22 protein-coding genes and 1 riboswitch are annotated in these 25,810 nt (G+C 56.7%); of the genes, 14 read left to right on the plus strand and 8 right to left on the minus strand.

Annotation, left to right across the window (positions count from 1 at the left end):
- The first annotated feature begins 1 nt into the window (after position 1).
- Complete coding sequence (locus ACFO5Q_RS06300) at positions 2 to 1,243, plus strand: M16 family metallopeptidase (RefSeq protein WP_068153073.1); 1,242 nt, start codon at positions 2 to 4, stop codon at positions 1,241 to 1,243.
- A gap of 119 nt (positions 1,244 to 1,362) precedes the next feature.
- Positions 1,363 to 2,058, plus strand: a complete 696-nt coding sequence (locus ACFO5Q_RS06305; RefSeq protein WP_197421345.1) for a PAS domain-containing protein — start codon at positions 1,363 to 1,365, stop codon at positions 2,056 to 2,058.
- Positions 2,059 to 2,073: 15 nt separating this feature from the next.
- Here ACFO5Q_RS06305 and ACFO5Q_RS06310 read toward each other — a convergent pair whose 3' ends face one another.
- Entirely contained in the window at positions 2,074 to 2,637 is a 564-nt protein-coding gene (locus tag ACFO5Q_RS06310) for a YqgE/AlgH family protein (protein WP_068153079.1), read from the minus strand.
- A gap of 182 nt (positions 2,638 to 2,819) precedes the next feature.
- Between ACFO5Q_RS06310 and ACFO5Q_RS06315 the strand changes: the two genes are divergently transcribed.
- The 4 genes from ACFO5Q_RS06315 to ACFO5Q_RS06330 all read left to right on the plus strand — a co-directional run bounded on the left by ACFO5Q_RS06315 (position 2,820) and on the right by ACFO5Q_RS06330 (position 7,446).
- Positions 2,820 to 3,647: a protein-disulfide reductase DsbD domain-containing protein gene (locus ACFO5Q_RS06315; protein ID WP_197421347.1), complete on the plus strand. Its 828-nt coding sequence runs from the start codon at positions 2,820 to 2,822 to the stop codon at positions 3,645 to 3,647.
- 56 nt (positions 3,648 to 3,703) lie between these two features.
- Positions 3,704 to 4,186: a peroxiredoxin gene (locus ACFO5Q_RS06320; protein ID WP_068153085.1), complete on the plus strand. Its 483-nt coding sequence runs from the start codon at positions 3,704 to 3,706 to the stop codon at positions 4,184 to 4,186.
- A 143-nt stretch (positions 4,187 to 4,329) separates the two neighbouring features.
- A complete protein-coding gene (locus tag ACFO5Q_RS06325) occupies positions 4,330 to 5,613 on the plus strand; it encodes a DsbA family protein (RefSeq protein ID WP_068153087.1) in 1,284 nt (427 codons plus the stop codon).
- Between the two features lie 144 nt (positions 5,614 to 5,757).
- Positions 5,758 to 7,446, plus strand: coding sequence for a M28 family metallopeptidase (locus tag ACFO5Q_RS06330; protein WP_156432083.1), 1,689 nt, complete (start codon positions 5,758 to 5,760; stop codon positions 7,444 to 7,446).
- Between the two features lie 57 nt (positions 7,447 to 7,503).
- On the opposite strand, the gene rnhA is transcribed toward ACFO5Q_RS06330, so the two are convergent.
- Genes rnhA through ispH form a run of 3 tightly spaced genes read right to left on the minus strand, consistent with a single transcriptional unit; the run spans position 7,504 to position 9,852 of the window.
- Entirely contained in the window at positions 7,504 to 7,953 is a 450-nt protein-coding gene (gene rnhA, locus ACFO5Q_RS06335; RefSeq protein WP_068153502.1) for a ribonuclease HI, read from the minus strand.
- The gene (gene thrB, locus ACFO5Q_RS06340) at positions 7,943 to 8,902 is read right to left on the minus strand and encodes a homoserine kinase (protein ID WP_068153091.1); all 960 of its coding nucleotides are present in this window, start codon (positions 8,900 to 8,902) and stop codon (positions 7,943 to 7,945) included. The genes rnhA and thrB overlap by 11 nt, the downstream gene beginning before the upstream one ends.
- Positions 8,902 to 9,852: a 4-hydroxy-3-methylbut-2-enyl diphosphate reductase gene (ispH, locus tag ACFO5Q_RS06345; protein WP_068153095.1), complete on the minus strand. Its 951-nt coding sequence runs from the start codon at positions 9,850 to 9,852 to the stop codon at positions 8,902 to 8,904. Before ispH ends, thrB begins: the two co-directional genes overlap by 1 nt.
- Positions 9,853 to 10,160: 308 nt before the next feature.
- Here ispH and ACFO5Q_RS06350 point away from each other — a divergent pair, with 308 nt between their 5' ends.
- Positions 10,161 to 10,670: a hypothetical protein gene (locus tag ACFO5Q_RS06350; protein WP_068153098.1), complete on the plus strand. Its 510-nt coding sequence runs from the start codon at positions 10,161 to 10,163 to the stop codon at positions 10,668 to 10,670.
- A gap of 79 nt (positions 10,671 to 10,749) precedes the next feature.
- Here ACFO5Q_RS06350 and ACFO5Q_RS06355 read toward each other — a convergent pair whose 3' ends face one another.
- Both ACFO5Q_RS06355 and ACFO5Q_RS06360 read right to left on the minus strand, forming a co-directional pair.
- Positions 10,750 to 12,918: a TonB-dependent receptor gene (locus tag ACFO5Q_RS06355; RefSeq protein ID WP_197421349.1), complete on the minus strand. Its 2,169-nt coding sequence runs from the start codon at positions 12,916 to 12,918 to the stop codon at positions 10,750 to 10,752.
- 98 nt (positions 12,919 to 13,016) lie between these two features.
- Positions 13,017 to 13,337, minus strand: a complete 321-nt coding sequence (locus ACFO5Q_RS06360) for a hypothetical protein (RefSeq protein WP_068153105.1) — start codon at positions 13,335 to 13,337, stop codon at positions 13,017 to 13,019.
- A 222-nt stretch (positions 13,338 to 13,559) separates the two neighbouring features.
- A riboswitch (glycine riboswitch) is annotated at positions 13,560 to 13,663 on the plus strand.
- 153 nt (positions 13,664 to 13,816) lie between these two features.
- Between ACFO5Q_RS06360 and gcvT the strand changes: the two genes are divergently transcribed.
- The 6 genes from gcvT (at position 13,817) to ACFO5Q_RS06390 (ending at position 20,395) form a co-directional block, all read left to right on the plus strand.
- Positions 13,817 to 14,950: a glycine cleavage system aminomethyltransferase GcvT gene (gene gcvT / locus ACFO5Q_RS06365; protein ID WP_068153109.1), complete on the plus strand. Its 1,134-nt coding sequence runs from the start codon at positions 13,817 to 13,819 to the stop codon at positions 14,948 to 14,950.
- A gap of 24 nt (positions 14,951 to 14,974) precedes the next feature.
- Positions 14,975 to 15,346 (plus strand): glycine cleavage system protein GcvH, encoded by a 372-nt coding sequence (gene gcvH / locus ACFO5Q_RS06370; RefSeq protein WP_068153111.1) that lies wholly within the window; start codon positions 14,975 to 14,977, stop codon positions 15,344 to 15,346.
- A gap of 59 nt (positions 15,347 to 15,405) precedes the next feature.
- Positions 15,406 to 16,755, plus strand: a complete 1,350-nt coding sequence (gene gcvPA, locus ACFO5Q_RS06375; protein ID WP_068153114.1) for an aminomethyl-transferring glycine dehydrogenase subunit GcvPA — start codon at positions 15,406 to 15,408, stop codon at positions 16,753 to 16,755.
- Positions 16,755 to 18,290: an aminomethyl-transferring glycine dehydrogenase subunit GcvPB gene (gcvPB, locus tag ACFO5Q_RS06380; RefSeq protein ID WP_068153117.1), complete on the plus strand. Its 1,536-nt coding sequence runs from the start codon at positions 16,755 to 16,757 to the stop codon at positions 18,288 to 18,290. The genes gcvPA and gcvPB overlap by 1 nt, the downstream gene beginning before the upstream one ends.
- Before the next feature lie 122 nt (positions 18,291 to 18,412).
- Positions 18,413 to 19,612: an EAL domain-containing response regulator gene (locus ACFO5Q_RS06385; protein ID WP_068153120.1), complete on the plus strand. Its 1,200-nt coding sequence runs from the start codon at positions 18,413 to 18,415 to the stop codon at positions 19,610 to 19,612.
- Between the two features lie 105 nt (positions 19,613 to 19,717).
- Positions 19,718 to 20,395 carry a nitroreductase family protein gene (locus ACFO5Q_RS06390; protein ID WP_068153124.1) on the plus strand — a complete coding sequence of 226 codons (678 nt, stop codon included), beginning with the start codon at positions 19,718 to 19,720 and terminating at the stop codon, positions 20,393 to 20,395.
- An 80-nt stretch (positions 20,396 to 20,475) separates the two neighbouring features.
- Here the strand turns inward: ACFO5Q_RS06390 and ACFO5Q_RS06395 are convergent, their stop codons facing one another.
- A complete protein-coding gene (locus ACFO5Q_RS06395) occupies positions 20,476 to 21,069 on the minus strand; it encodes a MarR family winged helix-turn-helix transcriptional regulator (protein WP_068153127.1) in 594 nt (197 codons plus the stop codon).
- A gap of 148 nt (positions 21,070 to 21,217) precedes the next feature.
- Here ACFO5Q_RS06395 and ACFO5Q_RS06400 point away from each other — a divergent pair, with 148 nt between their 5' ends.
- Positions 21,218 to 22,327 (plus strand): PA0069 family radical SAM protein, encoded by a 1,110-nt coding sequence (locus ACFO5Q_RS06400; RefSeq protein ID WP_197421350.1) that lies wholly within the window; start codon positions 21,218 to 21,220, stop codon positions 22,325 to 22,327.
- A 78-nt stretch (positions 22,328 to 22,405) separates the two neighbouring features.
- Here the strand turns inward: ACFO5Q_RS06400 and putA are convergent, their stop codons facing one another.
- A complete protein-coding gene (putA, locus tag ACFO5Q_RS06405; RefSeq protein WP_068153129.1) occupies positions 22,406 to 25,567 on the minus strand; it encodes a bifunctional proline dehydrogenase/L-glutamate gamma-semialdehyde dehydrogenase PutA in 3,162 nt (1,053 codons plus the stop codon).
- Positions 25,568 to 25,810: the final 243 nt, after the last annotated feature.

Genomic DNA, 25,810 nt, shown 5'->3' on the forward strand with positions numbered 1-25,810 from the left:
ATTGAGTGTAGAGGTTACCCGCCTGCCATCAGGCCTCCGTATTGTCAGTGAAAGCCGGCCCCAGCTTCAAACTGTGGCCGTCGGCATGTGGGTGGATATCGGCGCACGCCACGAACCTCTGAAGCTCAACGGCATCACGCACTGCCTGGAACATATGCTGTTCAAAGGCACGAAGCGTAGGACCGCGCGCGATATCGCCAGCGAGATTGAAGCCGTTGGCGGCCAGATGAACGCCTATACCAGTCGCGACAACACCACCTATTACGCCCGTGTGATGAAAGATGACCTGCCGCTTGCATTCGATGTTCTGGCGGACATCATCCTAAACAGCCAGTGTGATGACAGTGAACTTGTGCGTGAAAAAGAGGTGATCCTGCAGGAAATCGGGCAGGCGCTTGATACGCCAGACGATATCGTGTTCGACCACCTTCAGGACGCGGCCTTCCGCGACCAGGCCATCGGCCGGTCAATCCTGGGTACAGCAGACAGCGTGCGTAGTTTCTCAAGCGCTGATCTGCGTAGCTACCTGACCAGTAATTATACCGCATCAAATATTGTGGTCTCTGCTGTAGGCAATCTTGAGCACAAGGACCTAGTGGCTTTGGCGGAAGAGAAGTTGGCAGGGCTTAAGGCAGGCGTGGCCAGCAGCACAACACCCGCGCGCTTTACTGGTGGGGATATCCGCGAGAAACGCGACCTTGAACAGGTACATGTGACGGCGGCGTGGCCGGGCGTGTCCTTTACGGACGACAATTATTACGCCATGCAGGTCTACTCCACGATTTTGGGTGGCGGCATGTCTTCGCGTCTGTTCCAGGAGGTGCGGGAAAACCGGGGCTTGGCTTATTCGGTCTACAGCTTCACCAGCAGCCATCAGGACGTTGGCTTGTTGGGCATCTATGCTGGTACCGGCCCGGAAATGGCCGAAGGCATGATGCCGGTGATCAAAGGCGAAATGGAAGCGCTGACGAAAGGCCCGACAGACGAAGAATTCAAAATCGCTGTCGCCCAGCTGAAATCCGGTCTTGTTATGGCGCTTGAGGCGACAACGTCGCGGATGGAGCAGATGGGTCGCCAGATGCTTGTGTTCGATCGCCTGATCCCAATCGAGGAAATGATCAGCAATGTCGAGGCAGTCACGCCAGATGACGTTGCGCGTACCGCAGAGCAGTTATTGGTGAAACCCGATCTTGCTACGGCAATAGTCGGTGGCGGTGATTTGGACCGGATTACTTTCTCCTGATCGTGTTTTAGTGAAATCCGTTACTAAATTATAAGATTAATTCATACTCCTCTAAGTATTGCTGGCAGGCAGGTATAGTGATACCATGCCAGCCATAAAATATTCAGGGGGGACTCTTGTTGAGCCCGGAGTTGTGTCAATTACTGGCTTACTGGCATGATTTAGGCGGCGCGGATGCGTTGCCTGAACGCTCGCAGCTTGATCTTCGTCGGCTTACGACAATATTGCCCTGGATGTTCATCCTGGAAATGGGGGCAGATGGCTCGCTTCGGTATCGCCTTGCAGGTTCCAGCCTTGAAGAAGGTGTCGGGTGCGGCATGGCTGGCAAGACATATGCCGATATCTTCAGTGACCACGAGCAAGCCTCGGTAATGGAAGAACTGTATGCCACCTCTCTCGTGCAGGGCAGTGGTCTTGTGCGCACGGGTTCATTCTCGCTTGAACAGGATGAGACCTTCGACCTGGAAGTATTGGCATTGCCCTTTTCCGATACACGGGCGATGGCAGGGACCGTGCTTGTCGGTGTCGTGCGGCCCTTTGATATGCTGAATCAAGAATTTTCGGACCACTGGGGACGTTTTCAGCATGATCTGACAACGCTGATGGTTGTGCCTTCGCCGCGCGTGCTCTCGAGAGAGCAGTTGTCTGACCGGGTTAATGCGATGCTTGAGTTGATCGGCGTTGAATTGCGCGCCCTTGATGTGCCCAAGGTTCTGGCTCTCTATCGCAGCGGCGCAAACAAGTTGCCGGGGCAGGAGATACCTTCCTTTGATCTCGACCGTCTGTCAGGCCAGCAGGGACATACCCTTAACTGAATTGGGGATGGTGGGTCAGGCGTGCCCTGCATCCGATGACAGCATCGAAATATTGATGCCCAGTTTAGCCATGGCGCGTGGCCATTTTTGTTCGAGTTCCGTATTGAAAATGATCTCGTCGTCGGCTTCTGCCGTCAGCCAGGCGTTTTCCTGGATTTCCTGTTCCAGTTGGCCCGCACCCCATCCGGCATAGCCAAGCGCCAGAAGATGATGTATCGGCCCGCGCCCGTGTGCAAGCGCGGTCAGGATATCTACCGTTGCTGTCAGCGCCAGCGTTTCGCTGACCACCAGGGTTGATTCCTGCACGAAATCTGCTGAATGCAGTACAAAGCCCCGCCCGGGTTCCACTGGCCCACCTGTGTGGATAGGAAGCGGCGGCACTGGGCCTTCGGTTTCGATATCCAGTTGCTCGAGAAGGCTTTCAAACGTCAGGTTGGGAAAGGGTTGGTTGATCACCAGACCCATAGCGCCCGATTCATCGTGGGAACAAACATAAACGACGCTCCGGTCAAACCGTGGGTCGGTCATGCTGGGCATTGCCAGCAGTAGCTTGCTGTCCAGGTAAGTGGATGATGTCATGTGGCCTCTCTATATAGCGCCTTCAAGCTTAGCGCGTATAGCAGGATTGTGCAATCGGCCAGCGGTTGTAAACCTATATGTGGGTCGCCGGTCTGGCCGGATTGACGGCAATGTGATCAATCGCGACTGGCAATTCATCAAGGCGGTTGCTAATCATGACAGGAAATCAGCTGGAGACCGGCATGCGTTCGATTTTAATAGTTTTGAGTGGCCTTTTTGGCCTGACATTACCCGTACAGGCGGGAGAGACGCCGTGGCAGGAGCATCTTGATATGCTTCAAACCCGCCTTGTTACAACATCTGCCGACATGACGAATTCAGATGGTAAGCCGCTGTTGGCCTGGGAGGCCAAGCTGGCGCCGGGGTGGAAGACCTATTGGCGGTCTCCCGGCGAAGCCGGGCTGCCAGTGCGTCTGAGCCAGGACGCTGCAGAGATTGATATTCTTTTTCCCGTTCCTGAACGGTTCGAGCTTTTCGGTCTGGAGACATATGGCTACAGCCACACGGTGTTGTTGCCGTTTCGGCCGCACAGCACCAATGAAGCGGGCATAACCGTGAGTGCCAGCTTCATGGTGTGCAAGGATATCTGCGTGCCATTTGATGCCACCTATAACCTCCCTGCCTCGGCATTGGGGGCTGATTTTTCACCGCATGATATTCGTGTCGATGCCTGGATGAAAAAAGTGCCTGAGCGTGAGGGCGATGCGGGCGCAGGCCTTGTGATTGATTCCGTTCGCGTCACCGGGCCTGTGGGCCGCCAACATGTGGTGGTGGATGCCCGCGCGGATGCCATGCTTACTGCGCCTGATATGCTGGCTGAGGTGAACGATATGGTCCATTTCGGCGCACCCAGGATTAAGATTACGGGGGACGGGCGCTCGGCGCGTTTTGTGCTCTCCGCCATGACCGGGAAAAAGCCGATGGACCTGCGGGGTAAGCAGATCCGACTGACCTTCATTGATGGGCAGGGCAATGCCATTGAGCGCATGCTGGACCTGCCTGCCAAATAACGGCTAGAGTAAATACCAGATCAATTGCCCGATCGGGCAAACCACAGGAGCAAACGATGACCATCCAGCTTGGTGATAAAATTCCCGCCGCGACGCTGACTACCATGACAGCGGACGGTCCGGGGCCAGTGTCCACACAGGAGTTTTTTGAGGGGCGCAAGGTCGTGCTTTTCTCCGTACCAGGGGCTTTCACGCCGACCTGTTCGGCCAAACACCTGCCGGGCTTTGTCGAGCATGCTGATGAAATCCTCGCTAAAGGCGTGGATGCCATCGCCTGCGTGTCGGTGAACGATGTGTTTGTCATGAACGCCTGGGGCAAAAGCGCGGGCGTCGAGGACAAGGTTGTAATGCTGGCAGACGGCAACGCCGAATTCGCCAAGGCGCTGGGCCTTGAAATGGATGCATCCGGGTTTGGCATGGGCACCAGGTCAAAGCGGTTTTCCATGATTGTGGAAGACGGCACTGTGACCCAGCTGAATATCGAGGAGCCAGGCGCGTTTCAGGTATCTTCCGCTGAGCACGCGCTGACCCAGCTTTAAGCCGGGCCAACGAAAGAGACTGAAAGGGCGGCTTCTGCGGCCCTTTTTTGTGCCTGTTTGCAGCACAGGCAGGTAAGGGCTGTTGAAGCCAGATCAATAGTGCTAGAAGCGATCTAGGGATCAACAAACAAGACTGCCGCTCAATGAGTTTCGAAACAGTATTGAAGTCGGGTATAGCGGCCTGGCTGACAAGCGAGACCAGATTGAATCTGGCCCGTGCGAGAGAGGAAGTGTCGCGGCGCTTTGGGCGCCGGGGGCGAGAGATTCTGTATTTTCACCGCACGGATGACCCCTATTGCCAATTGATGGTGCAGGCGTTGCCTGACCTTGCCAGCCGCTTTGACGTAAAGATAAAGCCTTTGGTGATCGAACGGCTGCCCGCCAACATGTATCCCGATCCTCAGCGCTTCGAAGCCTACAGCATTCTTGATGCCACGCGGCTCGCCCGGCTTTACGGGCTTGGCTTTCCTTCAACCGCCATGGTGCCGGATCGGCTGAATGTGGGCATGGCCAACCGCTATCTGGTCAGCTTGCAGGATGATCCTGCTTTTTTCACTGCGGCAGAAGAAGTCGGTGAGGCGCTTTGGCGTAACGACCACAAGCTGGTGCGCAGCCAGTGTGTTGCAGCAGACATTGACGAGTTGGCGCTTGAGAAAAATGAAAAACTGCTGAGGCAGCTTGGCCACTATGCCAGTGCCACCGTCTATTATGGTGGCGAGTTTTATCTTGGGCTGGACCGGTTGGACCATCTGGAGCACCGCCTGAATAAGGCAGGTGTGGGGGATGGTGAAGTGCATTTCGAGCTCACCCGCCTATGGCGATACGGTCTTCAGAATATGGAAAAATCGGTATCCGGGCGTAGTGTGGAGCTCTTTTTCTCTGTTCGTAGCCCCTATAGCTATCTTGGGCTGCAACTGGCGTCAGAACTGGCGGAAAAATCCGGTATCCGGCTCAAGTTGAAGCCGGTGCTGCCAATGATGATGCGCGGCATGAAGGTGCCACCTGCCAAAGGCCGCTATATCCTGATGGATACAGCGCGCGAGGCGCGGGCGGAGGGTATTCCGTTCGGGCGTATCGTTGACCCCCTTGGGCTGGCGACCAAACGGGCGATGGGGCTTGGTTTTGCCTTTGCGGACACAGACCAGGACCTGGCTTTCTTCAAGGCCTTCACCAGAGGCGTATGGGCTGAGGGGATCGACGGCACCACAGACGCGGGGCTCAGGAAAATCCTGGACCGGGCCGGCATTGGCGGCGCCAAACTTTCGGCCGCCCTGCCGGAAGAAGTCTGGGGGCCTGTGGCGGAAAGAAACCGTCAGGCACTTTTGATGGCGGGTGCATGGGGCGTGCCCACCTTCCGGGTGGGCAATGAGACCTTGTGGGGACAAGACCGGCTGTGGGCCGTTGTCGACGCTTTAAAGCAACAGTAAAACGCTTTGTCGCAGTAAGCTTTCGCTTGGATTGACTGGGTGTAAAAGCTGCGTATTGTCATTTATTCGGTCGCAGCCTGGCAAACTGCGGCATGTTGTGGGTTTGGGAGCCCGCAAAGTTAATAACTAAGGGGACTGGTTACAGTGTTTAGCAATAATAAAATGCGTGTCGGCTTTTCCGCGCTGTCATTTCTGGCAGTGGCAGCGTGTGCCGATACCGGTAGTGTGGAGAAAACGGCAGCCGACCGGGCGGAAAGCTTCAGCGCCAGTCGGATCGAAGCCGATGTTCGTTTCCTGGCAGATGATACACTCAAGGGCCGCGATACAGGTAGCGAAGGCTACCGCATCTCAGCTAATTATGTGGCGGCTGAATTTGCCCAGCTTGGCTTGAAACCGGCGGGCGAAAATGGTGGGTACTTCCAGGAAGTTCCGTTCAAGACGGCCAAGCTGGATGTTGAATCAGCTGCGATGAGCGTAACTGTGAACGGCGAAGAAAAGACGCTGACTGCCGGCGATGACTTCTACATGAGCGGTGATGTGAATGTGCCGTCGGGCGATGTCTCGGGCGATCTTGTGTTTGTTGGCTATGGCATCCACGCGCCAGATCTTGGTCATGATGACCTCACGGGCGTTGACCTTGAAGGCAAGATTGCAGTTCTTATCGGTGGCGCACCGACAAGCTTCAACAGCGAAATTCGTGCGCACCACGGCTCAAGTACGACCAAGAAAAAGGAACTGGCTCGCCGTGGCGTCGTTGGAACGCTTGTTGTCAGCACTCTCGCTGGTGAAAAGCGCCGTCCATTTTCCCGGCTCAAGAAATATCTGGGCAGCGAATCTTTTGATTGGGTGGCCCCTGAGGGCACTGACGATGGCACCCCGCGCATAACTGCCTCTGCTGCGATCAGCCACGACGTGGCCCGGATGCTCTTTGAGGGGGCCGACATGTCCTTTGACGATGTTTTGGCCGAAGCAGAAGAGGGCACGCCAAAGGCGATGCCGCTTATGACCAGCGCATCCATCAAGCGAGACAGTATCCTGTCCGACACCTTCCATAGCCCCAATGTCCTGGCTGTGCTTGAAGGGTCTGACCCGGAACTGAAAAACGAGTATGTTGTGATGTCTGCGCATCTGGATCATATCGGTGTTTCCGAGCATGCAAAGGGTGATGACAAGATCAACAACGGCGCGCTTGATAACGCGTCGGGCGTTGCTGTGATGATGGAAGTGGCGCGGGCTTATGTGCGCTCGGGCGAGCGTCCCCGCCGGTCCATTCTGTTTGCCGCTGTTGTGGCAGAAGAAAAAGGCCTTCTGGGCGCTGAGTATTTCGCCAAATTCCCGACGGTGGCAAAGGAACAGATGGTTGCCAACGTCAATGTGGATATGCCGATTCTGCTGTATGATTTCGCCGATGTAGTTGCCTTTGGTGCGGACCGCTCATCGCTTGGTCCGGTAACGGCCGAAGCAGTGGGCAGCATTGGCGTGGCCCTGAGCCCGGACCCAATGCCGGAAGAGGGCATCTTCACAAGGTCCGACCATTACCGGTTCGTGCAGCAGGGCATCCCTTCCGTGTTTCTGGTAACAGGTTGGGGCCCATCGGTGGACGGCAAGGATGGCGGTGCCATCTTCCGCGAGTTCCTGGGCAAGACCTACCACCGTCCGCATGACTCGCTCGATCAGGAGATCAATTATCAGGCCGGCGCCAAGTTCGCCTATGTGAACTGGTTGATCCTGAATGAAGTGGCGAATGCGGATGAGCGCCCACGCTGGAACGCCGGTGACTTCTTTGGTCGTACCTTCGGCGGTCTTGGAGTGGACGCTTCAGAGGCGCGTTAATCGGCCTGCGATTAAGCATAAAACAAAGAAAAGCGCGGGCAATTGTCCGCGCTTTTTTTATGGCTTGTAGGGGGCCATGCCCTGGTTTGCCAGTGCGTCTGCGCGTTCATTGCCTGGGTCGCCCGCATGGCCCTTTACCCAGATCCAGTCAATCTCGTGGGGCTTAATGGCTTTATCCAGCGCCTGCCACAGGTCGGCATTCTTCACCGGCTTTTTGGCGGCGTTTTTCCAGCCCTTGTTTTTCCAGGCGTGAATCCATTTGGTGATGCCGTCGCGCACATAGGTGCTGTCTGTGTGCAGATGCACGATGCACGGGCGCTTGAGAAGCTTCAGTGCCTCTATCGCCGCCGTCAGCTCCATGCGGTTGTTCGTGGTCTCCAGCTCGCCGCCGGTGATTTCCTTTTCGTGTTCGCCATAAAGGAGCAGCGCGCCCCAACCGCCCGGCCCCGGATTCCCGGAACAGGCGCCGTCGGTATAGATTTCAACGACCTTCTTTTTAGACGACATAACCGGCCGCATCCCTGATCTGCTGGTGAAACTTCAGCCGCTTCAGGTAATCAAGCGGATTTTTTGGGGTCACAACCGCACCTTCAACCGGGTTCTGCCAGTCGTAAAGGCGGGTCAGCAGAAACCGTAGCGCAGCCCCCCGGCACAGAAGCGGAAGAGCATCAACTTCGACGGGCGTCAGCGGCCTGTGGGCGTCATACATTTCCATCAGTCGTTTGGCATGGCCGGGCAGGAACTGGTGATTTTCATCAAAGCACCAACTGTTGATGCACACCGCGATGTCATAAGCGAGCATGTCGGTGCAGCCGAAATAGAAATCAATCACCCCGGTGATGGTGTCACCAGTGAACAGCACATTGTCCGGAAACAGGTCCGCGTGGATGGTGCCAGTTGGCAGGCCAGTTGGCCAGGCGGCGTCCAGTGCTGCGATCTCGGCCCTGATTTCATCCGCCAGCCCGGCCTTTACTTCATCAGCACGGGCTTCGGTCTTGGCTGCCAGGTCTTTCCAGCCCGCTAGCGACAGGTCATTGGGGCGGGATTCGTCGAAGCTTTGTCCCACTTTGTGCATGTCCGCGAGCATGCCACCTAGAGCCGCGCATTGATTCTCGGATGGATGATGGACGCTTACCCCGGAGAGAAAGCTGATCAGACAGGCCGGGCGGCCAGCCAGTATCTGCAGCGCCTTGCCCGCTTTATCATGAATCGGCAGCGGGGTTGGGATGCCGCCTTCCGCCAAATGTTCCATCATGTTCAGGAAATAGGGCAGTTCGTCCGGGTTTGCGCGCTTCTCATAAAGCGTCAGGATATAGCGCGCCTTGGTGGTCTCCAGCAGATAGTTGGAGTTCTCCACGCCTTCGGCAATGCCTTTGAAGCTTGTGGCTTTGCCGACATCGTAACGGCTCAGGAAGGCGCTTAGCGTCTGGTCGTCAACCTTAGTGTAGACCGCCATCAGGCAACGTCCTTCAGAATGGGCGGCACCTTGAACACCACATTTTCTTCTGCGGTGGTCACCAGTTCCAGTTTGGCGTCATAATGCCCCTTGAGGGCTTCGATCACTTCTTCGACCAGCACTTCCGGGGCGCTCGCACCTGCGGAAATACCCACGGCGGTGGCTCCGTCCAGCCAGTCCCAGTCCAGTTCAACCGCACGGCGCACCAGCTTTGCCGGGCAGCCTGCCTTTTCGCTGACTTCCACAAGACGCATGCTGTTAGAGCTATTGTAGGCGCCGATCACGATCATGCGGTCGGCCTGCTTGGCCACTTCTTTCACCGCGATCTGGCGGTTGGTGGTGGCGTAGCAAATGTCTTCCTTGTTGGGCTGGTCCAAAGACGGGAAGCGGTCCAGAAGGGCTGCGACAATTTCGGAAGTATCATCAACCGACAAAGTGGTCTGTGTCACGAAGGCCAGCTTTTCCGGGTTCTTGGGCTCGAACTTCGCCACATCCTCTACTGTTTCGATCAGTGTCACTGTGCCGTCGGGCACCTGGCCCATGGTGCCGATGACTTCCGGGTGCCCTGCGTGGCCGATCATCAAAATCTCGCGGCCATGCATCAGGTGACGCTCAACCTGCCTGTGCACTTTCGACACAAGCGGGCAGGTGGCGTCTACATACACCATGTTTCGGCGTTCAGCCTCTGCCGGTACCGACTTGGGCACGCCGTGGGCAGAAAAGACAACCGGCATGTCGGTTGGTACTTCGTCCAGTTCGTCCACGAACACGGCGCCCTTGGCTTCAAGGCCTTCGACTACATAGCGGTTATGCACGATTTCGTGCCTTACATAGACGGGCGAGCCGAACTTCTTGATCGCCAGTTCGACGATCTTGATCGCGCGGTCGACCCCGGCGCAGAAACCGCGCGGGTTGGCCAAAAGAATTCGCAGGCTGTTTTCTGCCGCCATTCGGCTGCCTCCATGGGAAAGAAATTGCAGCCCTTAGCTACCGCCCAACTGCCCCAAGCGTCAAGCAAGACGTGCTTCGCGGGCGCATAAGATGTCGTGCTTGCCTGAATGCTTGTCTGATTGCTTTTCTGGCGCCACAGTTTCGACATGCTTGGCTGATAGCCGGTGCTGCGTGCTAATTGTGCCAGCGGGCGATAAGGTGGGTTGCTCTTTAGCGGTCTTCTTTTTATGATCGCGGCCAAATTCCGGCTTTACGCTGACCCACAGAAGGGCGCCATTGGCCGATACCTGATTTTGAAAGGCGATTTATGTCCGTTCGTAGTGTGATTTTGTTCGGTCTTCTGTTCTTGCTGGCTGCCTGCGGCAACCGCAATCCGCTTGAGGTGACGGTGTCCCGCTGTCCGGCCATTGCTGTTGTGGGGGACGCTGGCACACTGACCCGCTTTGAAGGCGAAGGCCGTAACATTGAGGACGTGGCTTTCACTGCTTCCATCATGGACGTGCGCCTGACTTGTGAAGAGGCCGAGGATGTGACCTCCGACGTTAGCTTTAGCGTTGCGGCCACAAGAGGCGATGCTTTCCGGGGCGGCAGCGTGACCCTCCCATACTTTGTCGTGGTCCTGAAGGACAACAGCCAGATTATCACCAAGAAAATCTATGACGTGACGCTGAATTTCGACAGCAATGGCCGTGCTTCTTCGCGTGAAGTGCTGGAGCAGCATATCCCGACGATTGAGCAGGCTCGTCGCTATAATTATGAAGTTCTCGTGGGCTTCCAGCTAACGGCTCAGGATGCGATTTTCAACATGGAGCGCTAGACGCTTTCCAATAAAGTTCAAATGAAAACGGCGGCCCTTATGGAGCCGCCGTTTTTGATTCTGGATAATGCTGTTTGCCTTAGAAGGTGGCGCGGAACGCCACGCCGATGTTGCGGCCTGGAAGTGGCACCATGTCCTTGAGGAAGCTGGTGTGCTGGCGTGCTTCCACATTGCCGATGTTCGTGGCCTTCAGGGCAAGCGACAGGTTCTTGTTATCAAACGGGCGAACAGTCAGGTAGGCGTTCCACAGCAGGTAATCTTCTGTAGGAAGTTCAAATTCCGTTACCCGGTTCTGGCTTGCGGCATATTCAAGTTCCGTCCGGAAGTCGACTGAAAGAGAGGATGCTTCAATACCCATCAGCGCGGACAGGGGCGGTATGCGCGGCAGGTTCGCTGTGCCGTCAACGCCTGTCAGCTTGGCGCGCACATAGTCCATCTGGCCGTCAATATGGATATCAACTTCGCCCAGCGCGCCGCTGTTGAACGATCCAGCGTGGAATTCTGCCTTGGCTTCAAAGCCGTAGAAGCGCGCATCGCTCGCAGTGAATGCGAAAACGGGCAAGCCGTCTTCTTCTTCGCCTGTGGCGGCTTCATAGATGAAGTCGTTATAGTTGGTCAGGAAGCCGTTCACAGCCAAGGTAAAGGGGCCTTCCGAATAGCTGAATGTGGCTTCAACGCCCAGCGCCGTCTCGAGCCTCAGTGTCTGGTCACCGAGCTCAAAAGCGCCGGTGGCTAGGTGTGGGCCGTTGGAGAATAGCTCTTCAGCAGAAGGCGCGCGTTCTGTACGGAACAGGGACACACCGATAAAGGCAGCGTCTGTCAGGTCATACCCCAGGCCTGCGGAAGCGCTGAAGCCATCGAACTTTTCGCTCGTGCCCAACTCATCGGCTGTGTATTTCGTGTGCTCGTATCGGCCCCCCACTTCAAGTGTGTAATGGCCCATGTCAAATTCCTTGACGCTATAGAGGCCGAACTGATTGGTGATGGTGGAAGGCACAAAGGCCTCGTCGCCGATAGCCGAAAAGTCACGCCGTCGGAGCTGGATACCCGTCGCGCCAGACCATTCGCCGCCGCCTTTTTCAATCAGATCCAGCCGGCCTTCCCAGCCCTTGTTGGCGAACACGGTGCCGATGGCCTCGCCTTCAAGTTCAGTGTGCTTATAGTCGGCATAGCCGAAGCGGAGCTTGGCTTTCTTGAACCAACCGAAGTCGCGGCTCAGCTCACCATTTAAGTCATAGCGAATTTGGTTCAGGTCGATAGTGACAGCTTCTTCGCCTTCTTCCTCGTGGCCGTCCTCCTCATGTCCGTCTTCTTCGTGGTCTTCATCGCCGTGGGCGTGGCCACCTGGCACACCATACTGGCTGTCCACCTTCTTGATGTTTACGCCGATAAAACCGTCCTGGAACAGAAGCGACAAGCCGCCCGAGCCGCCAGATGTTTCAGTGGCGGAATTTTCGGCGATACCGAATTCTTCACCCTCACGCTCACCTTCGTGGTCTGCGTCATGGTCTTCTTCATGACCTTCTTCTTCGGCCTCTTCTGCGTCGTGGAAGGCTTCGGATTCGGCATAGCCCGGGATGTTATAGTCATCCGTATTGCGGAACATGAAGTCGCCGTGGGCAACAAGCGTGCTGTCGCCAATCTTGCCAAGGGTGGCATTGAAGGCTGCCGTTACTTCGTCGCCATCGTTCACAGTGCTGTGGCCATAGCGGACGGCCCCTTCAAAACCACCTTCCGGCAGATCGTTCGGTATCCTGCCGTCAAACACGTTGATTACGCCGCCAGTAGCGCTGCTGCCATACATGAGCATGGCGGTGCCGCGCAGAATCTCAATACGTTCCGCAAGCGCAGGCTCCACCGAAACTGCGTGGTCTGGGCTGGTTGAGGAGGCGTCAATCGATCCGAGGCTGGCGTCCAGTACGCGAATCCGGTCACCGCCCAGGCCGCGAATGATGGGCCGGCTTGCGCCAGGGCCGAAGAAGGTACTGGAAATGCCTGGCTGGCGCTTCAGCGTTTCACCGAGCGAGCCATCAAGCTGGCGCAGGATTTCCTCCTGCCTCAGAACCGTGGCGCCGACGATAGTTTCGCCAAGCTTGCGGCCTTCATAGGCGCCGGAGACAACAATTTCTTCCAGCTGCTCACCAAGTGGTGGTGCAGCAGCAGCGTTGGCAGGCATCGTCCAGCCACCCACAAGAGCGCTGGAGGCAAGGAGAATGGAAAATCGTTTTTGTTTCATAACTTCAGACACGGTAATCATCCCTGTATCAATCAGATGTCGCGCGGCAAATAGGGAGCTGGCGCGTTCAGTATAGGATTGCTTATTGGTGACGGCACAGGGCCGCGGGATCATGCGTGTGCTGGTGGGGCGCGAATGCTGCGCGACCGGACGGTCTCGCTGTCTGCCTGATGGGGCTGGGCGGTTGGTTCTATCCATTCTGCTCGGTCGTCGAAGGCGAAATCGGCCGTTTCCGCCATATCCATATCTGACGATTTCTTGACGATGGATGCTACAATACAGGGGTGGCCGTCATGCAGGTGGTCACTGTCGCCATAGGCACCGTTGTGGGCGGCGGCAAGGAATTGGGCCGCGACGAAAAACAGCGCAAGCAGCGCTATCAGGCGCCCCTTCATGCTTGTTTTCACGTTATTTGATTCGGCAAATGCCACCGTTATCAAACCCCTAGCCTGTAGAACCAATCGGAAAGATATCTATGCTATAGTATAGCGTTATTCAAGGTGGATTGCGACGAAATGAAAATAGGACGGGATGAAATGTGGCAGGTAGCGCTGATAAAAGCGATTGGGCGAGCAATTGCGTGATTGACTCTTAGCGCGCCGTCCGGCATACCGTCGCCAACACGTTACGCTGTATGCTTTATGGTATATTGCAGCAACCGTGCGGGAGAGACCAGTTACCTCTGATGGGTTTGACGGCTGGCGCCGAAGGAGCAACCGCCCCGGAAACTCTCAGGCAAAAGGACCGCACGGGCCATGTAACGCTCTGGAAAGCAGCTATCCGCGCAAGCGGGGCTCACCGACGGGGTAAGCCGGCCAGTTTTTGCCGGTCAAATCTCTCAGGTTCCGTGACAGAGGGGGCGCAATTGCCGGATTTATCCGGTACCATGCGCACGCGGAGACCATACCTGATGACTGATGAGACCCTTCTCAAGACCCCCCTTTATGACATGCATGTGGCTGCTGGCGGCAAAATGGTGCCGTTCGCCGGCTATGCCATGCCTGTCCAATATCCGCTCGGCATCATGAAAGAGCATGAGTTCTGCCGTGCGAAGGCGGGCCTGTTTGATGTGTCTCACATGGGCCAGTGCTACATTCATTCCAAAGATGGCAGTGACCCGGCCGCCGCGCTTGAGAAGATCATGCCGGGCGCGCTTCAGGTGTTGAAGCCGGGCAAGATGCGCTACACGCTACTCTTGAACGACGAAGGTGGTATCGAGGATGACCTGATGGTTACCCGCAGCCACGATGCTGAGGGTACGCTCTATGTCGTCGTGAATGCGGCCTGCAAAGACAAAGACTATGATATCCTTGAAGAAAAGCTGGGTGACCTTATCACCGTAGAGCCTCTTGAAGATCGCGCGCTGATCGCGCTGCAGGGCCCGAAGGCGGAAGAAGTGCTGGCAGAGCTGGCACCAGAGGCCGCAGGCCTTGGCTTCATGGAAGCAACCGCCATCACGCTTGAAGGCGTGGTTTGCTGGGTGTCTCGTTCTGGCTATACCGGCGAGGACGGCTATGAGATTTCCGTGCCTGAGAGCGAGGCTGAGGCCTTGTGTAAGCGCCTTTTGGCAAGCGACGATGTAGAATGGATTGGCCTTGGCGCGCGCGACAGCCTGCGCCTTGAGGTTGGGCTGTGTCTGTCCGGTCATGATTTTGACGCGAGCGTCACGCCGGTTGGTGCGAATGTAACTTTTGCTATTGGCAAGAAACGCCGCGAAGACGCTGACTTTGCCGGCGCTGACCGTATCCTCAAGGAACTGGCGGAAGGCGCAGCAAGCTCCCGCGTGGGCATTTTGCCTGCGGGCCGCGCCCCAGCACGCGAAGGCACTATCATCGCAGACATGGATGGCAATGAGATCGGCAAGATCACCTCTGGCGGTTTTGGCCCCACGTTCGGCGGCCCGGTTGCCATGGGCTATGTCCCGAAAGAATTTACGGAAGTCGGCACCGATGTGCAGCTTCTGATCCGCGGCAAGGCCCACCCGGCCAAGGTCGCAAGCACCCCATTTGTTGAGCAGCGCTACAAGCGCAAGCAAGTATCTTAAGCCTGGATTTTGGAGGATAGGCGCATGTTGAAATTTACTGAAGAGCATGAGTGGCTGGAAGTTGAAGGCGAAATCGCAACGGTTGGTATTACCGACTATGCCCAGAACGCCCTTGGTGACGTTGTATTCGTTGAACTGCCGGAAGTTGGCGCGTCATACGAAAAAGGCGACGAAGTAGCTGTTGTTGAATCCGTGAAGGCGGCTTCTGAAGTTTACGCACCGCTGGCTGGCGAAATCGTTGAAGTTAACGAAGCGCTTGAAGGCGAGCCTGGCCTTGTGAACAGCGCGGCCCTGGACGCTGGCTGGTTCTTCAAGATCAAGATCGCCGACGCTGGTGAGCTTGACGACATGATGGATGAAACAGCCTACGCTGAATTCATCGAAGGTCTGGAATAAGACACCCTGAGCGCTGGCCGTAGGCTGGCGCTTTTTTGTTACCTCAAGGAGTATGTGGCATGCGCTACTTGCCGCTGACCGCCACCGACCGGCAGGCAATGCTGGATAAAATCGGTGTTCGTCATGTTGATGAACTGTTCAAGGATATCCCGAATGATGTCCTGAACCCGGAAATTGATCTGCCTCGCCACAAAAGCGAGATGGAAGTGGAGCGCTACCTGTCGCGCATGGCCGCCAAGAATACGGCTGCCGGCAGTGTGCCGTTCTTTGTGGGCGCGGGCGCTTACAAGCACCATGTGCCGGCGACCGTTGACCACATGATCCAGCGCGGTGAGTTCCTGACGGCCTACACGCCGTACCAGCCGGAAATCGCGCAGGGCACGCTCCAGTATATCTTCGAATTCCAGACCCAGGTAGCGCAACTGACCGGCATGGATGTGGCCAACGCCTCCATGTATGATGGTTCTACCGGTTGTTCGGAAGCCGTGATGATGGCGCGCCGCGTAACCCGCAAGAAGAAAGCCATCCTTGCCGGTAGCCTGCATGCGCATTATGCGTCTGTGGTGGCAACCACCACCCAGTTCACCGATGACGTGATCGAGCGCCTGGCGCCAAACCCTGCGAACCCAGAGGCGGAACTTCAGGCTGCGATTGACGCGATCGACGCCGACACAAGCTGCGTGGTGTTCCAGAACCCGGGCGTGTTCGGCAGCGTGCTGGACCTGCGTCCGCTGGCTGAAAAGGCCCATGAGCACAAGGCGCTGTTGATTGTTGTTGTCACCGAAGTGATGTCGCTTGGGTTGACCCAAAGCCCTGGCGAAATGGGTGCGGATATCGTGGTTGGCGAAGGTCAATCCATCGGTAACGGCCTCAACTTCGGCGGCCCATACCTTGGCCTGTTTGCCACCAACCAGAAGTTTGTGCGCCAGATGCCGGGCCGCCTATGCGGTGAAACGGTTGACGCTGACGGCAAACGCGGCTTCGTGCTGACGCTGTCGACCCGCGAGCAGCATATCCGCCGCGAAAAAGCCACATCGAACATCTGCACCAACTCTGGCCTTTGTGCGCTGGCCTTCACCATCCACATGACGCTGCTGGGTGAAAAAGGCCTGCGCGGTGTGGCGCTGGCGAACCACAAGGCGGCTGTTGACTTGCGCGACGCGCTCAAAGGCGTTGACGGCGTGGAAGTGCTGAATAGCACCTTCTTCAACGAACTCTCTGTGAAGCTCAGCAAAGACGCGGCAAGCGTTGTTGACGCGCTTGCGGACAAAGGCATCCTTGCAGGCGTTCCCGCCTCGCGCCTCTATCCGGGCGAAGGCCTTGAAGATGTATTGATCCTGGCGGCCACGGAAACCGTGTCTGCAGATGATATCTCGGCTCTCGTGGCCGGTCTGAAGGAGGTCCTCTAATGTCCATGAATAATCAAGGGCGGCCGACCTCTACGGGTGCCGCAACAGAAAATACAGATTTTGAGAGCTTCTCCGGGCACAAGGGCCTGCGTCTTGCCGAGCCACTGATTTTCGAGCTGGGTTCGACCGAGACTACAGGCGTTGATGTGCCGGAAGTGGGCGAGTTCGAGATGGCCATTGGTGGCCTTGAGCGTACGTCGGAAATCGGCTGCCCAGGGCTTTCGGAGCCGGATACAGTTCGTCACTATACGCGTCTGAGCCGCCGGAATTACGGCATCGACATGGGTGTCTTTCCGCTTGGGTCCTGCACCATGAAGCATAACCCGCGCCTCAATGAAAAGATGGCGCGTCTGCCGGGCTTCAGCGATATCCACCCACTGCAGCCGAAATCTACCGTGCGCGGTGCGATGCAGTTGATGGACGAGTTGAGCCATTGGCTGTGCACGCTGACAGGCATGCCTGCTGTTGCGCTTTCACCAAAAGCTGGTGCGCACGGCGAGCTTTGCGGTGTGATGGCCATCCGGTCAGCGCTGGAAGCACGTGGGGACGCCCGTGAGGTGATCCTGTGCCCTGAAAGCGCGCACGGCACCAACCCGGCGACGGCGGCTTTCTGCGGCTACAAGGTGAAGGCGATCCCGGCTAAAGATAATGGCCGCGTGGACCTTGAAGCGCTTAAGGAAGCGCTTGATGACACCGTAGCTGCCGTTATGCTGACCAACCCGAACACCTGCGGTCTCTTTGAGAATGAAATTCGCGATATTGCGGACGCCATTCACGCAGCTGGTGCCTTCTTCTACTGTGACGGCGCAAACTTCAACGCCATCATGGGCAAGGCCCGCCCGGGTGACCTGGGCGTGGACGCCATGCACTTCAACCTGCACAAGACCTTCTCCACACCACACGGCGGTGGCGGCCCGGGTTCTGGTCCGGTTGTCTTCTCCGACGCGCTGAAGGCTCACGTGCCGGTGCCGTTTGTTGTGAAGACGGATGACGGCTTCGACCTGGTTGAGGACGCGGACGACAAGTCCATGGGCCGTCTGGTTGCTTACCACGGTCAGATGGGCATGTACGTGCGGGCGCTCAGCTACATGCTCAGCCACGGTGCTGACGGCATCCGTCAGGCTGCGGAAGACGCTGTTCTGAATGCCAACTATGTGCTGGCGTCGCTCGGTGATGTGATGACGGCCTCGTTTGATGGCCCTTGCATGCATGAAGCGCTGTTTGATGACCGTTTCCTGAAGGACACGGGCGTGACCACGCTTGATTTCGCCAAGGCGATGATCGACGAGGGCTACCACCCGATGACCATGTACTTCCCGCTTGTGGTGCACGGCGCGATGCTGATCGAGCCTACTGAGAGCGAGAGCAAGTTCAACATGGACCAGTTCATCGCATCTATGCGCGGTCTTGCAGGTGAAGCCAAGGCAGGCAACGTGGACCGCTTTAGTGGCGCGCCATACCATGCACCATGGAAGCGGCTGGATGAAACGCAGGCTGCACGGAATCCGGTGCTGCGCTACAGCCCTGAAGAATAAGCTGAATTTCAGCTTTGAGTGACACAGCTGCCCGCCGGGGAATGATCCCTCCGGCGGGCAGTTTTCTTTGACGTTTGACCGAATGGTGATAACTTCGACAGCAGTCGGGGACAGGAGGTTCTGTGAGTAAACGCATTCTGGTTATTGATGATACGGCCACGACCCAGCAGGCTCTGGCAAAGCATTTGCCAGCCAGCGACTATATGATTTCCGGTGTGTCGGGCGGCGATCAGGCGCTTGATATCCTGAAAACAGAGCGTTTCGACATTATCGTTACCGTGATTGATGTGCCGGGTATCAAGGACTATGGCATCCTGCGCATTATCTCTGACCTTGACTGGGATCCGGGTGTGATCCTTTTGAATAATCTGGACGCGCGCGCCAACCAGGAAGCGCGCGAGCAGGCCATGGCCTACAGTGTCAATGTGCTTGCGACCCTCTCGAAGCCAATCAATGCAGACCTTTTGACGGCGGCGCTTGAAGACATTGCCAACACACGCGCAGGCGTGGCCATGGGCACGGAAACTGTGCTTGAAGAAGCCGAATTTACCCGTGGCCTGATGACAGATGGCCTCGCGCCTGCGTTCCAGCCGAAGCTGGACCTGAAGGCCAAGGCCGTGATGGGGGCTGAAGTGTTCGCGCGCTGGAAAACACCCTCAGGCAGCTTCCTGGGGGCAGGGGCGGTGGTGAAGGCCGCTAATGAATATGGCCACATGGATGTGCTGACATACCGTATGCTTGAGCTTGCGATGCAGCAGCAGGGCCGTTGGCGCAAAGAGGGTCAGGAAGTGACCCTGTCGATCAATGTGACATCTGAGAATCTGCGCAAGCCCGATTTCGCCGAAGTGGTGGCGGGCCTTGCTGACCAGTTCGATATTGCCCCAGCCATGGTGCGCCTTGAGGTGACAGAATCTGATCTGGATATCGATGCCAAAGTGCCGCTTCAGGTGCTGGCGCAGCTTCATAAAGACGGCTTTGGTCTGGCGCTAGACGACTTCGGCGCTGGTTTTGCACCGCTTCTGATGCTCAAGGAAATTCCGTTTGATGAGTTGGTGATCGACCGTCAGTTCCTCAGCCGGGCTGTGGAGGATGAAAAGGCGCGCATCATTCTTGAAAGCGCGATTGATCTTGCCCACAAGCTGGATCTCAAATGCACCTGCGAAGGCGTTGAAACGGAAGATCACCTGAAAATGGTTGCCGACCTGGGGGCGGACTATGCCCAAGGATATCTGTTTGGCAAGCCCATGTCAGCAGGTGAATTCCTGATCTGGATCGAGGATTTCAAGGACGGCGTCCTCAAGGTGCCGGGCATCAGCAGCTAATCCATCTTTCGGGTTCCATGGTCTTTGGGTAAAGCATTCTTGCCGGTCAAATAGTATTGCATATGCAATAAACATGATGTAAGTGCATTTTCAAGGAGAATTGAAATGCAGCCACACGACAGTTTGCCGCTGAGCGACTTTATCGAATATCCACAGGATGAAATGCGTGCCCGCGCACAGGCGTTTTATGACGAGATCAAGCGCCGCCACACGGTGAGGGATTTTTCAGACCGGCCGGTACCGAGAGATATTATCGATAACTGCCTCAGGGCAGCTGGCACGGCTCCGTCTGGTGCTAACCACCAGCCGTGGCATTTTGCCCTGATCGGTAGCCCAGACGTGAAAGCCCAGGTGCGTGAGAAGGCAGAGCAAGAAGAACGCGCCTTCTATAACGAAGGCCGGGCTAGTGATGAATGGCTCGATGCGCTGTCGGCCCTTGGTACTGATGCGCACAAGCCTTATCTGGAAACCGCACCCTGGCTGATCGCTATTTTTGCACAGCGTCGCGGCGGTGTGGAAGCAGGCATGAGCCGCAAGAATTATTATGTGCCGGAATCGGTTGGGATCGCCACCGGGTTCCTGATCAGCGCCCTTCATCATGCGGGGCTCGCGACGCTGACGCACACGCCGAAGCCGATGAACTTCCTGAATGAGATTTGCGGTCGTCCGGCGGATGAGCGCCCCTATATCCTGCTGGTCACAGGATATCCGGCAGAAGGTGCAACGATCCCCGTACACGCAACCATCAAAAAGCCGCTAGAGGATATCGTCTCATATCTCTGAGTTGTTTGGCGTCCGTGCCTTCGCCCTAAGGGAGGCATAGTGACCGGGGAAAGCGGCTTTTCACTTGGCAGGGCAGGGCGTCAGTTCTCCCTGCCTTTTTTATACCAGCGGATCAGTTCGCGCTGCTCAGCAGGAATATCTTCACCCTTCTCCAACCGTTTGATTGCCTGCCCGGCCAGCAGCTGTTCCGTCTGGTTCTCGATCCGGGCGAGCATGTCAAAAAGGGCCTCTTTTTCGGACGCTGTGATGGCAGCGTCAATGGCACGGGATCGCATGTCGATGGCATCGGCTATGGCCCTGTATACCGCTATGCCTTTTTCTGTCAGGACAAAATTCTTAGTGCGCTTGTTGGTGGCATCGGCTTCCACATCAACCAGCCCCTTGCTTCTGAGCACTTTGGAGGCCCTGCTGACCGTATAGCTGTCCATGCGGCTCTGGTAGGCGATATCAGCCCCGTTGATCGGCATATAGGAGCCGATGTTGATCAGCACCCGCATCTCGCGGGCCTCAAGGTCGGATATTTCGCGGATGTGTATGTCGCGGGGTAGCGCCAGCAGGTTACTCACCGTCGCGATACGGAAGGGCAGGTGTTCAAGAAGGTCGAGCGGCAGGTCGATCCTGTCGGTCAGCCGAAAGACTCGCTTCCGTGCAGCAGAAACATTCTTGTTTTTCATGCATGCCCTTTTTTGATTTCCAAGTGTGTGCCCTTAGATCACCCATACTAAGTATCTGTTTTGCCGTGTCAAACCAAAGCGGAGAGGGATGGTTGTTAGGCGATTTTTCTCTATTGTTCCTGTTTTGTTCTCATGGTATTATGATGTTATGACCAAAGCGCAACATACCGGTATGGCAACGGCCTCTCCCTGGCTTCAGCGGGGACGTGGTGCAGTATCGAACGCGACAGGGCGATTTGAGAGCCTGAAGCGGGTGCGGTCTCATGATGGCTGGCTGGGGGAAGAACCCACCGAGACACTTCGCACCAGCGTGACAGAGGAAGATGCCAAACATATCCTGATAAAGAACAATTCACCCGATATACCTTTTGATCGTTCCATCAATGCCTACAGGGGGTGCGAACACGGTTGTGTCTATTGTTTTGCCCGCCCAACGCACGCGTTTCTGGGGCTTTCGCCCGGCCTGGATTTTGAAAGCAAGTTGTTCGCCAAGCCAAATGCAGCAGAGCTTCTGAAGCAGGAGATTTCCAGGAAGGGCTATGTGGCCAAGCCCATTGCCATGGGCACCAACACGGACCCCTACCAGCCGATTGAGAAAGAGCGTCGCATCACCCGCGAGCTTCTCAAGGTTCTGATGGAACATGATCATCCGGTGACGATTGTGACCAAATCCCGCCTTGTGGTGCGGGATCTGGATCTATTGGCGCCGATGGCGGAAAAAGGTCTGGTGAAAGTGGCGCTTTCGGTCACCACGCTTGATCGCAAACTGGCGCGCGCCATGGAACCGCGGGCGAGCACGCCGCAGCGGCGGCTCGATGCCATCAGGCTGCTCTCTGACGCTGGGGTGCCAACGGGGGTGATGTTCGCACCTGTGATCCCTGCGCTCAATGATCATGAAATGGAAGCTGTGCTTTCGGCTGCAGCCCACGCAGGCGCAAAAGAAGCGGGCTATATCCTCCTTCGCTTGCCACTGGAGCTGACGGACCTGTTCGAGGAATGGCTGGATGAACATTACCCCGACCGCAAGAGCCGGGTGCTGAACCGCCTGAAGGAACTTCGCGGCGGTAAGCTGAATGATCCCCGCTTCAAGCACCGCATGAAAGGAAGCGGCTTTGAGGCCGATCTGATGCGCCAGCGCTTTACGAACCTGTGCCGCCGCCTGCGGCTGAATACTGAAAAGCTTGAACTGGCGACCGATCAGTTCAGGAAGCCAGTCCTGGAGGGCGGGCAATATAACCTGCTGGACGCGTTGCGCTGATCATGGAGCGCCTGACAAAGAATAAGCCCGACGGAATCGCCGGGCTTTTGTGTTTATTACCGAATAAGGTCCAGGCCTCTATTCCTCGTTCAGCGAGAACAGTTCGGCGTTGCCGCCAACGGCAGCTGTGTTGATCGTCAGCGTGTGTTCTGCTGCGAAACGAAGCAAATAATGTGGGCCACCCGCCTTGGGGCCGGTACCCGACAGGCCTTCGCCACCGAACGGCTGCACACCTACGACCGCGCCAACCATATTGCGGTTGATATAGGTGTTGCCGATGTTGGTTTTCTCGAACAGTTCTTTCCAGCGGCCTTCCAGGCGCGAATGCACACCGAACGTCAGGCCATAGCCAGTGTCGCCGATCTGCTTCAGGACATCGTCCATCTCAGCCGCCTTGAAGCGGATGACGTGCAGGATCGGGCCAAAGTTCTCGCGTTCAAGTTGGTGCAGACCTTCGAGCTCGAAAATATGTGGCGCGAGGAACGTGCCCGCCTCGGCTTCCGGTTCCATCTCTGCTTTGGCGACCAGTTTGGCTTCTTTTTCCATGCGGGCGCAGTGGTCTTGCAACCCCTTAAGCGCTTCCTTGTCGATGATTGGGCCAATGTCTGTTGTCAGTTTGGCTGGATCACCGATCACGCGCTCCTTCAGCGCCCCTTTGAGCATATTTATCACCTTATCGGCGACACTGTCCTGCACAAACAAAACGCGAAGGGCCGAACAGCGCTGACCTGCAGAACCGAAAGCGGATTGGATGACATCGTCGCTGACCTGCTCTGGCAGGGCCGTGCTGTCCACGATCATGGCATTCTGGCCGCCTGTTTCAGCGATCAGCGGTGCGATGGCGCCGTCCCGGTCTGCGAGCGTGCGGTTGATGATCTTGGCGGTCTCAGTGGAGCCTGTGAAGGCTACGCCTGCGATGCGCTCGTCGGCTACCAGTGGCGCGCCCACACGGACGCCGTCACCCAGAACCAGATGCAGCACATCGGCCGGAACACCAGCCTTAAGAAACAGTTTTACAGCGTACCAGGCTACGAGCGGGGTTTGCTCTGCCGGTTTTGCGATCACGGCGTTGCCGGCAGCGAGCGCAGCCGCAACCTGGCCCGTGAAAATGGCCAGCGGGAAGTTCCAGGGCGCAATACACAGGAAGGTACCACGGCCCGAAAGGTGCAGCTGGTTCTTCTCGCCGGTTGGGCCGGGCAGGTTGATTGGCTCACCGAACTGCTCTTCCGCGCGGGCGGCATAGTAGCGACAGAAATCAACGGCTTCGCGAACCTCGGCGATTACATCAGACAGGGTTTTGCCTGCTTCGCGTACCAGCAGGTCGGCGAAGGTGTCACGCTCAGCCTCAATCGCGTCACCCATGGCGCGCAAAATTTTCGCGCGTTCTTTACCGCCCAGGCGATCCCAGTCTTTCTGCGCAGCTTGTGCGCGCACTGCTGCGGTTTCAAGGTCTTCCGGGCGGGCTTCACGGGCCGTGCCGACCACTTGTGCCGTATTGGCAGGGTTGATCACATCAGTCGGTTCACCGCCCACGTCCATGCCAGCAACGATGCTCGCGGCCTCATATTTGTGAGATTTGCGTTCTTCAAGGGCAGCCATCAGCGGCTCATACTGGGTGCGGTCCATAAGATTGCATCCTTTGGAATTTTTGCGTTCATCGCCATAGATGTCATCAGGCGTCGGGATCAGCGTGTGGCGCAGCGCCGGGGCGTCTGCAATTGCCTCAATCGGATCGCCGGCGACTTCCTCGACCGGGACTTTCGCGTCCATGAAACGGTTTACGAAGCTTGAGTTGGCGCCGTTTTCAAGCAGGCGGCGTACAAGGTAAGGCAGCAGGTCTTCGTGCAGGCCTACGGGCGCATAGGTGCGCGTGCGGATGGTGTTCCCCACAACCTTGCTGGCAGCCTTATAGAGAAGCGCGCCCATGCCGTGCAGCTTCTGGAACTCATAGCGCTTGCCTTCCGCCATCTTGGCGATGCAGGCAATGGTGTGCGCGTTGTGGGTGGCAAATTGCGGGTAAATAGCGTCCTGCGCTTCAAGCATGCGGGCAGCTGTATAGACATAGCAGATGTCGGTGGACGGCTTCCGGGTAAAGACGGGGTAATCGTCGAGCCCAAGTTCCTGAGCATGCTTGATTTCCGTGTCCCAGTAAGCGCCTTTTACCAGCCGAACCGCAAACTTTCGTTTGTTTTCGCGTGCCAGAAGAATCAGCCAGTCGATCACATAAGGTGCTCGTTTCTGGTATGCCTGGACGGCAAGGCCAAGGCCTTCCCAGCCTGCGAGGTCCGGGTCTGACGCCAGCTTTTCAAGAATTCGCAGGCTGATATCCAGCCGATCAGCTTCCTCGGCATCGATGGTCATCTGGATATCATATGATTTCGCACGCAGTGCCAGTTCCTTCACGCGGGGGACCATCTCGGCCATAACCCGGCTATCGCTTGTTTCCTCATAGCGTGGGTGAAGCGCGGAAAGCTTGATCGATACGCTGGAGCGGTCGTGCGGGTCGGCGCCATCTGCTTTCGTCGCAGTACCCACGGCATCGATCGAATCCATATAGAGCTTAAAGTAGCGGTCCGCAGCAGCCATGGTGCGTGCGCCTTCGCCAAGCATGTCGAAGCTCATCATCTTGTGTTCAGGCGGTTGCTTGGACTGGCGCGACAGGCCTTCCTTGATATTTCTGCCAAAGACAAACTGGCGGCCCATGATTTTCATGGCCTGGTTAACAGCTGTACGGATTACCGGTTCGCCAGTGCGGGATACAAGGCCTCGAACCCATTTTCCTGGGTTTTTGGTGATGGTCTTGTCTAACTTAATCACACCGCCTGTCAGCATCAGCGCCCAGGTAGAGGCATTGACGAACAGGCTATCAGACCGGCCCTTGTGCGACGCCCAGTCCCCCGACATGATCTTTTCGGCGATCAGTTTGTCCTGCGTTTCCACATCGGGCACGCGCAGTAGGGCTTCGGCCATGCACATCAGGGCCACGCCCTCTTGGTTGGACAAGCCAAACTCAGCCAGGAAAGCGTCCAGGCTGCCTTGTTCTTCCTTCATGGCGCGCGACTGGGCAACGATAGCTGCAGCCGTAGCCGTGGCGTCGCGGCGGGTTCGGTCGTCCAGCGGGAAGTTCTCAATGAGGTCGCGCACGGCCTCTGTCTCGTCACGCAGGTATGCTGCGCGCAAGGACTGCATTGCGCTTGGCCGGTCTTGTGCCGGTGGGGGCGAAATTCGAAGCTTGGCCATAACTGTTTCCCTCTACCACACTTCGTTACATATAATATTTTGTATCCAATTTTGATTGTTGGATTTGACTCCCCCATAACGCCAAAAAAACGCGCTGGGAAGTAGATTCGTAATCCCGCGCCCGATTGCTTCAAGAAAAGTAGGATTCAGCGGGATTTTCACGCTTCCCTGATCTTATTTGCATCTAATGGTGGACAAATATCCTTAAAACGGGATATTGACGATTATAAATGATATGTAATA

Source organism: Kordiimonas lipolytica, assembly GCF_042651265.1.
Lineage (GTDB): Bacteria > Pseudomonadota > Alphaproteobacteria > Sphingomonadales > Kordiimonadaceae > Kordiimonas > Kordiimonas lipolytica.